The 11702-nt window shown below is 44.8% G+C and carries 7 protein-coding genes; 4 read left to right on the top strand and 3 right to left on the bottom strand.

Annotation, left to right across the window (positions count from 1 at the left end):
• Positions 1-56: 56 nt before the first annotated feature.
• From ilvC to ilvN, 3 genes are all read left to right on the top strand, one after another.
• Positions 57-1535, top strand: coding sequence for a ketol-acid reductoisomerase (ilvC, locus tag RDO37_RS09970; RefSeq protein WP_308498980.1), 1479 nt, complete (start codon positions 57-59; stop codon positions 1533-1535).
• Positions 1536-2365: 830 nt separating this feature from the next.
• Complete coding sequence (gene ilvB / locus RDO37_RS09965) at positions 2366-4102, top strand: biosynthetic-type acetolactate synthase large subunit (protein ID WP_281709706.1); 1737 nt, start codon at positions 2366-2368, stop codon at positions 4100-4102.
• 347 nt (positions 4103-4449) lie between these two features.
• Positions 4450-4959 (top strand): acetolactate synthase small subunit, encoded by a 510-nt coding sequence (gene ilvN / locus RDO37_RS09960; protein ID WP_027939044.1) that lies wholly within the window; start codon positions 4450-4452, stop codon positions 4957-4959.
• Between the two features lie 148 nt (positions 4960-5107).
• Here the strand turns inward: ilvN and RDO37_RS09955 are convergent, their stop codons facing one another.
• From RDO37_RS09955 to RDO37_RS09945, 3 genes are all read right to left on the bottom strand, one after another.
• Positions 5108-6211, bottom strand: a complete 1104-nt coding sequence (locus RDO37_RS09955) for a methyltransferase domain-containing protein (protein ID WP_308498979.1) — start codon at positions 6209-6211, stop codon at positions 5108-5110.
• A gap of 444 nt (positions 6212-6655) precedes the next feature.
• Complete coding sequence (locus RDO37_RS09950) at positions 6656-7558, bottom strand: hypothetical protein (protein ID WP_308498978.1); 903 nt, start codon at positions 7556-7558, stop codon at positions 6656-6658.
• A 138-nt stretch (positions 7559-7696) separates the two neighbouring features.
• On the bottom strand, positions 7697-9388 hold the full coding sequence (locus RDO37_RS09945; RefSeq protein ID WP_308498977.1) for an 8-amino-7-oxononanoate synthase: 1692 nt from the start codon (positions 9386-9388) through the stop codon (positions 7697-7699).
• An 847-nt stretch (positions 9389-10235) separates the two neighbouring features.
• On the opposite strand from RDO37_RS09945, the gene bioB reads away from it, so the two are divergent.
• Complete coding sequence (gene bioB, locus RDO37_RS09940) at positions 10236-11561, top strand: biotin synthase BioB (RefSeq protein ID WP_308498976.1); 1326 nt, start codon at positions 10236-10238, stop codon at positions 11559-11561.
• Positions 11562-11702 lie beyond the last annotated feature (141 nt).

Genomic DNA, 11702 nt, shown 5'->3' with positions numbered 1-11702 from the left:
TTACAGGTTTTCTATTATCGGCAAGGTGGGGCCGAGTTCTCATCAAGGTACAAAAAATGGCGAATTACTTTAATTCTTTGAATTTACGTGAGCAGTTAGCACAGTTAGGCTGCTGTGAGTTTATGGAACGCTCCGAGTTTGCAAATGGTTGCGACTTCTTAAAGGGTAAGAAAGTCGTGATTGTAGGCTGCGGCGCACAGGGTCTTAACCAAGGCCTCAACCTCCGTGACTCAGGCCTAGATGTGTCCTACGCCTTACGTGCTCAGGCCATCGAGCAAAAGCGTGCTTCTTTTGTTCGTGCAAGTGAAAACGGCTTTAAAGTCGGTACCTACGAAGAACTCATTCCAACTGCGGACCTTGTCATTAACCTTACTCCAGATAAGCAGCACTCAGACGTAGTTAGTGCTGTTATGCCTCTCATGAAGAAGGGCGCAGCTTTAGGCTATTCCCACGGCTTTAACATCGTTGAAGTTGGCGAGAAGATCCGTGATGACATCACCGTTGTGATGATGGCTCCAAAGGGCCCAGGTACTGAGCTGCGTAAAGAATACGAGCGTGGTTTTGGTATTCCTACTTTAATTGCTGTTCACGCTGAAAACGATCCTGATGGCAATGGTATGGAAATCGCCAAGGCATGGGCTGCAGGTACTGGCGGTCACCGTGCTGGTGTCTTACGCTCTTCATTCGTAGCTGAAGTTAAGTCCGACTTAATGGGCGAGCAGACCATTTTATGTGGCGTGCTGCAGGCTGCCTCCATCTTATGCTATGACCACATGGTAGCTAAGGGTGTTGATAGCGCCTATGCTTGCAAGTTCATTCAGTATGGTTGGGAAGTTATCTCCGAGGCTTTAAAGCACGGCGGTATCACCAACATGATGAACCGTCTTTCTAATCCAGCTAAGCTCAAGGCCTGTGAAATTGCTGATAGCTTAAAGCAGCAGTTAGCTCCTCTGTACTTAAAGACCATGGATAACATTATCTCTGGTGCTTTCTCTGCAGGCATGATTGAAGACTGGGGCAAGGACGATCACGATCTGCACACCTGGCGTGAAAACTTTGCAAAGTCTGGCTTTGAGACTGCTTCTGAGAGCAGCGTTGCTATTAGCGAGCAAGAATACTTTGATAAGGGCATCTTATTAGTTGCCTTTGCTAAGGCTGGTATTGAGCTTGCCTTCGAGACCATGACTAAGAGCGGCATCTATCCAGAGTCTGCATACTACGAGTCACTCCACGAGCTTCCATTAATTGCTAACCTGATTGCTCGTCGTCGTCTCTACGAAATGAACGTAGTTATCTCCGATACTGCTGAGTACGGTAACTACCTCTTTGCTAATGCAGCAATCCCACTCTTAAGAGACTACGTCAACAGCTTCGGTTTAGATGTGATTGGTGAGGGCCTCTCTGGCGACAACTGCGTTGATAACACCGCCTTAATCGAGGCTAACGAGTCAATCTACCATCACCCAATTGAAGTCGTAGGTCGCACTTTACGTGCCTACATGTCAGACATGAAGAAGCTTAGCTTCCAAGGCTAATGAGCCTTGTAAAGGCCCAGATACTTACAATGGGCCACACAAGTTAATCTCACAAACCAGCAAGGCCCAGGGAAACCTGGGTCTTTTTGTCATATTCAAAGCAATATAGACAAAAACCATAAGCTTGCTTAGCTGCCACCAAAACGGATCCTTTGCACTTCGCCTAGGCCTTTTAGCCTTCACATTTGCTTTAGGCATTTGCTGTTAGCATTTGGCTTTGGAATTTAGCCTTGTGCGCCTTTTGCGCCTTGTGCGTCTCGTGCGCTTTTTGTTGGGCAGCTTTACTGATGGCATGTGGCGTAGCTTTAGTAGTTAACTTGTTCTGTTTGATTCTATCTGACGACTACTCATATGAAGCTGATATAAAGATAAGCCGTGCTTTAACCTTTTGATCGCGCTTTTAACAATTATTGAGTAGCTACGACTTATACTTACGTTTTAACTGCACACTTCTCGTGACTGCAAACCATTACTAAACCTTTTTACCATATCAGGCTAGCTTAGAGGCATAGACTTTTACAAGCCTATGGGCTTGCCATCTAATTGCCCTGGGCGGTTACTGTTGCTGTTAGTTTTACTAGTGGCAATGGGGGCTAATATTATTTTGCCTTTGATGGATCTGAGGTTTGGTGCCTTAATTAGCTTAATTACACGCAATTTAATAGCTTTACGCACTACTTATGTGGTGATCCTGGCAGGTAGAGCATAGTTGATATCATATGGCCTTTATATGAATGATGGGACATGTGGATGTTTAGTTTGTTGTTGTGTGATAGCTTGGTTTTCGTTGTTAGAAGCTGTCAGATACAGGTCTAATGTGGAGTTGGGCAATGACAAAGATGTCGGGCGCACAACAATTAGTGCGCACCTTGGAAGACTTGGGTGTTGAATATCTGTTTGGCTACCCTGGCGGTGCTGTAATCGATATCTACGACGCGCTGCAGCACTCTGAGTCAATCAAGCACGTATTAGCTCGCCATGAGCAGGGTGCTTGTCATATGGCTGATGGTTATGCACGTACCACCGGTAAGGTGGGTTGTGCCTTAGTAACCTCAGGCCCAGGCGCTACCAATGCAGTTACCGCGATTGCAACTGCCTATGCTGACTCAGTGCCAATGGTGGTACTGACTGGTCAGGTTGCAACCTCACTTATCGGTACTGATGCTTTCCAAGAAGTTGATACCATGGGTATTACTCGTCCTGTGGTTAAGCACTCCTTCTTGTGTAAGACTCCGCACGATATTCCAAAGTATATTCGTCAGGCTTTCTACATTGCATCAACCGGCAAGCCAGGTCCAGTGGTCGTTGACATTCCAAAAGATTGCGTCGGCTTTGCCTCTGCTGGCACTGACTTCCAGCCAATCCATGAGGAAGATTTAAAGTTAGTTACTTACAACCCTACCTCACAAGGTCACAAGGGTCAGATTCGCCGTGCTATCAAGCAATTGATGCGAGCCAATCGTCCTATCGTGCTTGCCGGTGGCGGTGCGATTGTGGGTAATGCTTGCGAGAACTTAAATAAGTTTGTTAAGCGCTTTAACTTACCTGTAGTTAGCACTTTATTAGGCCTTGGTGCCGTACCTGCCTCCTCAGAAAACTTCTTAGGCATGCTCGGTATGCATGGAACTTATCAGGCTAACTCAGCTATTGCCAAGAGTGATTTGATCTTCTGCGTGGGTGCGCGTTTTGATGACCGAATCACCAACAATACCAAGAAGTTCTGTCCAAACGCAAAGATCATTCACATCGACATCGATCCTTCAGCGATCTCCAAGATCATTGAAGCCGATCTGCCAATCGTGGGTGATGCTGCTACCATCTTAGGCCAAATCTTAGATATGTCCGATGAGATGGGCGTAAAGCAAGAAGAGGCTCAACTGCAGACGTGGTGGGAGTATATCAACAAAATAAAGGAAGTTGATGGACTCAAATACCACAAAGAAGATGGCATCTGCCACCCTGCTGAGGTTGTTGAGACCATTTACAAGGCATGCAAAGGTAAAAACGTGATCATCTCTACTGACGTGGGTCAGCATCAGATGTTCACTGCCTTATACTACAAGTTTGAAAAGCCACGTACTTTCATCACTTCAGGTGGTTTAGGTACCATGGGCTTTGGCTTCCCTGCAGCTATTGGTGCTTGGTTTGGTAATCAAGATACTGAAGTGGTGCTCATCACCGGTGATGGCTCTTTCCAGATGAACATTCAAGAGCTCTCAACCTGTCTTGAGTACAATGTTCCAGTTAAGGTCTTTATTCTCGACAACCACACCTTAGGCATGGTGCGTCAATGGCAGACTCTGTTCTACCAAGGCCGCATCACCTCTACAAACCTCAATCACAACCCTGACTTTGTTAAGGTTGCTGAGGCTTATGGCCATAGCGGTTTTGTGGTAGGCAAACCTGAAGAGCTTGAGGAAACTGTGAACAAGGCTTTAGCCATGAAGGACAAGCTCGTAGTTGTAGACGTAATGTGCAACACCTGCTCACAAGTTTTACCAATGCAAAAGACAGCTGGTGCAATGGATGAAATGCTCCTGCCATCAGATGAAGCTAACCAGGCTTAAACAGCTATAAGTTTTGATTGTAAGCCATAATTGCAGCACAGCACGCATAAGCAGTTTATGCTGCTTTGCAAATCACTGTTAAAGCTGAAGGCAAAGACGTATAAGACGTTACATGCCAATAAAGAGACTGTGCAGCTAAGCAATTATGCAAACCTACACTAGTCACATTTAAACTCTCATGCTCATGAGCAAGTAAAGCAGCATAGATAAAGCTACTTATGCAGCTATTTAGTAAGGCCGCTTTATGCCATAGATTACAAAGTAGTAACCAAGATGCTCAAAAGAGTAATCAAACTCTAGTGGAAGTGTAGGCTCTAGCAATCAAAACGGACTACAAGGACAGTTTTATGCGTCATTTAATTTCTATCCTGCTGGAAAATGAGACTGGTGCGTTATCTCGTGTGGTCGGTATGTTTTCACAGCGCGGTTATAACATCGAGACTATCACTGCTGCTCCAACTGAGAATCCTCATATGTCTCGTATCACCATCTCCACTATTGGTGATGACGTAGACTTAGAGCAGATTAAAAAGCAGATTCACAAGCTCATTAACGTACACACCGTATCTACTTTAGAAGATGGTAAGTCCGAAAATACCATTGAGCTTGAACTCATCTTCTTAAAGGTCAAGGCCAACAATAACGCTGCGCGTGAAAACGTTAAGCGCATTGCAGACATCTTCGATGCCAAGATCGTAGATCTGACCCCTGAGGTTTATACCGTATGTCTCTCTGCTGGCCGTAATAAGATCAATCGTCTGATGAAAGCAATGCAAGAGTCAGCCGAAATCCTCGAGACCGTACGCTCTGGCGTGGTTGCCATTTCACGTGGCTCCAAGGCTCTTGGTCACAAATAGCAACACAAAGCTTTTTCTCTCACACTACTCATGGCTAACTTAGCAGCCAAATTAGTTAGCCATCTGACTAGTATTTATCAAAAAGGCCCTCATTTTGAGGGCCTTTTGCATTTGACAGGGTTCATCAGCTGTCGATACCAGTTGCGTGCTAATGGAGCTTGGCAATCACGTAGTAAGGATGCCACGTGAGGCGCACGCCCATCTTCTCAGTAAAGCGCTCTTCATACTCACGCATAATGCGTCTTAACGAGCCGGCGCTTAATGGTGTAGCTGCAATGCCGTTGACGCCAGTAACATGTAAGTGTCTAAAGAGCTCAACACTAGAGTTAAAGTACTGCAGCTCTTCATCAAAAAAGACCTGATAATCAAGCTGACAGCGCTCAAGCGCCTCAATCACCTTCTCTTTAGTAAGATAGTTTAAGCCCACATCAGTAAGCTCTTTAACCTCAGCAAAGTGCCCTGCATAAAACGATGAAAACGCAAGCACACTATACCCTTGTCCTAAGATAGCATTATCTTCTTGGGTAGCTTTTGTCTTTTGGCTTGCTAGCTCTTGAAAGCCAAGTAAGGCTGCAGCTAAATCTTCAAACCACTGAAACGATGCATTGCTGACAATAAGATCAAAAGAGGAGCTAAATACACCTGCTGCACCTGCAGCAACTTCGACCCCTGCTTGCACATTATCTTGCGCCTTAGCTTTAGCTTTAGCTTGCACCGGCTTGTGCACATGGGCTTGCACAGGCTCATGTGCCTGATCTTGCGCTTGCACCTTGAGCTTGCTAAGCAAGCGGGCATCGCCACAGATGGCAGTAAAGCTCTGCAGTTTATTAGTTGCTTGAGGTTGATCTGTTGCTTCGTGAGCTTGTGTCAGTGGCTGCCACTTACTTTTGTGGCCTTGCATGGACAAGATCTGCTGATCTCGTGTGATGTAGCCTTGCTCATAAAGATTGAGCATATTTTGCTCAAGCATCTGCAAGCTCAGATCATTTAAGCATAAGTCTTTGATGGGCAGCTTGTTTAAAAGCTGTGTGGTGAAGTTACCAGGGCCACAACCTATCTCGAGCACTTTGTAGCCATGGCTATCTTGGCTTTGGCCCTGTGCTTGTGCGTAGCATGAGGTATTTGTGCTTGGCAAATTGCTGCAAATAAGATCGATGAGGCGTGAGGCCATCTTACTTTGCATGACAGCATCATCGTAATAAGACGATGCTGCTTTTGAAAAGCAATCATGTACACGCTGAAAATCGACCATAATGAGTCTAATCCCGACCAAAACACAAGGACAACAAAGTTTGCGGTTAGGTATTACACCAAAATCTTAATAAGTTCGCAATTTTGAGGGCACGAATACCGTCTAACTATGACAAGCTACTTGCTATAAACAAAGCACAACATTAGCTACAACATACAAGCGGCATATCATAATAAAGACTAACTATCGCCGCTTTGCCTGACTCATAAGCTGCCTTTGATGCGCCCACTTAGCGTACTTTTTTGGGCAGCCTTGATGCGGTCGCTTGGCGGCCTTTTGGGCAGCCTTTGTGCAATGGCTTAGTGCCTTTTGGGCTGCCTTTGATGCGCTGGCTTGGCGGCGTTTTGGGCTGCCTACGAGGCTATAAATGTGCGAGGTTGCGTTTGGGGCAACACTGTAGCTATTAGTGCTTGCACGCTACAGATGGGAAGCTTGTTGCTATAGTTATTGTGGTAGCAATATGTCCTTTAAGACAGCAGCGTTGAGGGTGCTTGGCTTTAGCAGAGCACTCATGAGCATGGCGCAAAAGTGCGGGGCTTTAACCTTGTAAATATCAAGGCCGTTGCCTTGGTACATGGTCCAATAGGCTTGCTGATTGCGCGGCATGATGATGCTATCTTCTGTAGAGATAATGGCAGCGTTATAGACAAGCGGAGGAGTAGCAGCGCTTTTTTCTAAAGATAACAAGGTGCTATCCCATGCCTCAGAGAGCTTGATATATGGCATAAAGCGCAGCTCGCTTTTTAAGATAGCCATATCGCGACAAGCAAGTGAGTGCTTAAGATCATCAAACTCACTGTAAGTACTTGTATCCTCAGCAAAGTTCACATTTGCCTGCACTAGCTCATCTTCGGTGCTAATTAAGGTGTTCTCAATAAAAGCATCGTACACTGGAGAGGAGAAGCGACGATAAGTTGGATTAAAGTTCTTTTCTGTGATGCCGTAATTGTTATCTACGCTAAAGATGGTACCGTTAAGCGCTACGGCAAAGCTAATCTTTTCGCTTAAATGTGGCACCTTATCAGCTAGAGCACGAGCCATACGTACACCAAAGCTCCAACCAATAATTTCCACTTTTTCGTATTTAGCAACGACTGCTTCAAGCTCGCTAGTATCGAGTAAGTCCTGTTCAAATATAGAACAACGCGGTCCTAAAGCATCAATGTCCTTAGAGATGTTATCGGCATACTCTGCTGTCAAGTAGACATCAGGGCAGGTCTCTTTTTCAAGATCATCAGAGCGCAAAATCTGCTGCAGTACAGCGGCATCTTGGCCAAAGCCTGAGACAAAGAGACGCATGAGTTTGTGAGTTACTTGGTCTTGATGATTGAGCTTTACTAATTTCATACAAATTTCACTCACAATTTGATTAATTTTTGAGCTAAATACGCTTAAGCTGCACGGGCAACTTAAGTCCAACTTTCTTATATATATCGAGATTATTGCTAAATTGTTTAGGTAATTGCCACTCAATTATCCTGAAAATTAGGCATTCTGCACAAATAGTGACATATTGCGCTTAACTAAAGCACTAATCAGCTCAATATCATCGATTCTTAAGTTGCAGTTTAAGCTAAGTCTCAAACGGGCCTTATTTTCTGGTACGGTTGGATGACGAATCGGCATAGCAAGAAGTCCGGCATCCTTAAAAATAGCATAAGCCTTTAACGCCTTTTGCGAGTCGCCAGTAATTAGCGGCTGAATCTGGCTTTGAGATGGACTAATACCTAACTCTTGCAAATTAGAGTGCAGATAGCTGCTAATCTTACGTAAATAATCGCGCTTGTAATGCATGGCATTAGCTCTAAGCAGGCCTACTACGTACATCGAGAAGGTGATATTAACTGGGGGCAGAGCCGTGCTGTAAATTAATGGGCGCATGAAGTTAACAAGATAGTCTTTAACCTCTTTAGAGCAGATTAAAAACGCTCCATGTGAGCCAATGGCCTTGCCTAAGGTGCCCATCAGGAAATCAACCTTGTCTAAAAGATTAAGCTCCTTACACAGGCCTAAACCATCATCGCCAAACAAGCCAAAGCTATGTGCCTCATCAACATAGAGTAAGACATTATCATAGCGTTCTTTGAGCGCCACAATTTCTTTGAGCTTGGCCTGATCGCCGTCCATGCTAAAGACAGACTCAGTCACAATGACTACACTTTCATATTCGTGAGCGTGCTTTTGTAAAAGCTGTTCTAAATGCTGCATATCATTGTGAGCATAACGTAAAGCCTTGGCCTCACTATGGAGCATGCCATCAATGATAGAAGCATGGCTAAGCTTATCTACTAAAAGTAAGTCATGCTTGCCAAACAGCGCCGATAAAACGCCACTATTAGCATCAAAGCCTGAGTTTAAGTACAGGCATGCGCGAGCCTTCACGTCAGGTGCTTTATAGCCTGTGCGATCTTCTTCACTTGCTAAAGCATCATAATCGTTGATCTCAGAGCCGCCCTTTGGCACACGCTTAGAGGCTCTAGCCTTAATCGCAGCACCATCGTCATCAATGAGTGAAGAGCTATTGGCGTTATCCTGCTCTTGAACTGCGCTTTCGCTAAGATCTTTAGTATCTAGCTCTTGATTTACAGCGCCTGTAATCGGATCAGATGAGGCTAATTTAAGATCATCACCGACACCGTCAGTGCTAAAAGCATAAGCTGAGCTTGCTTGTGAGCAATTGCCTGAATCGCTATCAGCACAGCAGCAAGAACCTTGCTTAAAAGCTTCTACTTCGTCCTTGGCTGCTTCATCGTATTTAGGAGTATTAGCGCTTGCTGAAACACCATATAAAGATGACTCATCCTCTCCATTAATGGATGAGAACATGGAGCCATTAAACAATGATGCAATCAGATCTTCAGCAAAGTAGTAGGCAGTGTGATTACCTGTTAAAAGACGGGAGCCAGTGGAGCCTGCGCTAATAGCGCTGATGAGGAACTCCCCTGCAAATTGAGAACCGGTGCTCTTACTATCGAGCATGGTTTCAATAAAAGTGGTAAAGAACTTCGGATCGCGAGCAATACACAGGTAATCATTGCTTGATAAGTCGATATACGGCATGTTATCAAGCATGATATTGTCGCCTTGGAAAGATACGAGTGGCAGCTCGCGTAAATTGCCTGCAAGCTGACGAGCTTTAAGCTCACTTCGTAATCTCTGATAAAAAAGCTTACCCACTTTATTCTATGTCCTATGTGCTTAGCCTCAAAAGAAGCATGCGCACTAAACTTATATTGCCTAAACTACGCTAGAAAAATGTACTTCTAAGCATAGTTAACAAGTCTTGATCTATTGCCTCTTGCTTTATTATCGGGCCGATAAGTTTCTTTAAGCAACATTCACTGAGCGCACAGTGACAAGTTCACATTGTCGCACTCTTGCAGCCAGTTTACTCTACTTTTGCAAAATGCGTAAGCAAAGCGCTTATTTAAGCACTATTCGGCTCAAAATCTTTAGCAACATATCGTAGCTTATGCTTAGTAAAACTATCCAAAGCTAAGGCTTAAGCTAAAACCCTGTTCAATGTGTATACAACGCAAAATTGCACTGCATATTGCTTGATAACGCTAGTGTTTTGAACATTTTTGTAACGAGCCTTAATTATAGGGTCTGTTTAGCCTGCCCGCAATTATCTTATGCCTTGCTTCTTGCAAATGTTCATCAATACCCAAAGCGTAAGTATGCAAACGATTTGCGAGTAATAAGCCCATGCGACCTAAAAAAACAGCAATCCTCAAGCAATAACTAACACATGCCTTAAAGACAAGTTAAGTCTATAAATTTGGCATTTGAGCAATTGATTATCTAACCTAGCGTCTACATTGCCTATTGATAGATTAAATTGGCATATATTGGCCATCTAATCATAAAGTATGATAGCTTACAATATCTGTCTTAGACCTAAGTTAGACTAGCTTAAAAGCGCTTAGATGATAAGCTTTTTTAGTGCTTTTGCACAAAGTGCTTCTGTTAGTGATGGCTATGCTAAGATGAGGGCCTTTTTAGAAAAAAAGGAACTATATTGATGCTAGATTCTTCTGCTAACAAGACTCAGGCAGCTACCTGCTGTGCTGATACTGTAGAGAACCACACTCACTGCTCTTGCTCTGACATGTCTCAAGACCATGCTCGAAGTACCGCAGGAGCTTCTAGTCAATGCTGGTCTTCTACTACATCAGCTGACTCCTCTTCTACCTGCTGCAAGACCGAAGGTAGCTCTACTTGCGGCTGCCATGAGGCAGTCGATGCATCTACTTGCGGATGTGAAGGCAAGATAACTGGCGATATGAGCGGTCTTATTGATGGTGAGTGCCACTTTGAGGGCATGTCCGATGAGGCTGTAGCCGCTGAAATCGAGCAGCGCTTGGTAGCTGGTGGCAATATCAATGGTGCTGAGGCGCTCTACTGCATGGAGCGTATGGGCCTTGAGACCTTAATTGAGCTTAGCCACAAGATTACTTCACAAGTTGCATCAGCCCATGTCAGCCTGTGCTCTATCACCAATGTAAAGTCAGGCAAGTGCACCCAAGATTGTAAGTGGTGTGCTCAGTCTGCTCACTTTGCTACTGGCGTGGATATCTACGACGTAAAGAGCAAGGAACAGTGCCTTGAAGAGGCTCGTCTGTGCTACAACAAGGGAGTCGAGATGTTCTCCTTAGTTGCAGGCGGTCGTAAGCCATCTAAGGCCGAGTTTGAAAAGCTTATCGAGATCATCGATTACATCAAAGAAAACCTGCCAATTAAGCTGTGTGCCTCTTTAGGCTTAGTAGATAAAGAGCAACTTACTGCGCTCAAAGAGCACGGTATCGAGCGCTATCACTGCAATTTAGAAACTGCACCTGATTTCTTTAAGAACGTAGTTACCCGTCATACCGTTGAAGACAAGATAAAGACTCTGCTCGATGCGCGTGATATCGGCATGGAACTGTGCTCAGGCGGTATTATTGGCATGGGTGAAAACGACAAAGAGCGTGTAGAGCTTGCCCTGGCAGTACGTCGCTTAGGCATTAAGTCTATTCCTGTAAACGTACTCCACCCAATTGCAGGCACTCCACTTGAGAATCAGCGCCGTCTTAGTGATGAAGAAGTCTTACGCGCTATCTGTATCTTCCGCCTCGTAAACACTGATGCTCACTTGCGCTTTGCTGGTGGTCGTGCATTACTTAGCGATGAGACTGTTAACAAGGCTATCTACTGCGGTATCAACGCTGCCATTGTTGGCGATCTCTTAACTACCTTAGGCTCAGTAGTAGACGAGGATCGTGCTCGCTTTGCCAAGCATCACTATGATCTGCCTGACATCCCTGCACAGGTATCAGCTAAGGCCGATGCTCCAACTCTTCAAGCCTAATAAGCAAATCACAAGTATCTCTTAGCAACATGCCCATAGCGAAAGTTATGGGCATGTTTGCTATTGAGGCTTATACAAGCTAGCTACTTATACAAGATAGCTATAAACAGCCATCTAACGCAGCAGCATCCCAAGCCATGT

The sequence above is a fragment of the uncultured Anaerobiospirillum sp. genome, from assembly GCF_902485895.1.
GTDB classification, from domain to species: domain Bacteria; phylum Pseudomonadota; class Gammaproteobacteria; order Enterobacterales; family Succinivibrionaceae; genus Anaerobiospirillum; species Anaerobiospirillum succiniciproducens.
This window is presented reverse-complemented; position numbering and strand designations above follow the sequence as displayed.

Bases quoted from the DNA above. Each gene is read 5' to 3' on its own strand.
- bioB (WP_308498976.1), top strand. From the start codon at position 10,236: ATGCTAGATTCTTCTGCTAACAAGACTCAGGCAGCTACCTGCTGTGCT.
- RDO37_RS09950 (WP_308498978.1), bottom strand. From the start codon at position 7,558: ATGAAATTAGTAAAGCTCAATCATCAAGACCAAGTAACTCACAAACTC.
- ilvB (WP_281709706.1), top strand. From the start codon at position 2,366: ATGACAAAGATGTCGGGCGCACAACAATTAGTGCGCACCTTGGAAGAC.
- ilvC (WP_308498980.1), top strand. From the start codon at position 57: ATGGCGAATTACTTTAATTCTTTGAATTTACGTGAGCAGTTAGCACAG.
- RDO37_RS09955 (WP_308498979.1), bottom strand. From the start codon at position 6,211: ATGGTCGATTTTCAGCGTGTACATGATTGCTTTTCAAAAGCAGCATCG.
- ilvN (WP_027939044.1), top strand. From the start codon at position 4,450: ATGCGTCATTTAATTTCTATCCTGCTGGAAAATGAGACTGGTGCGTTA.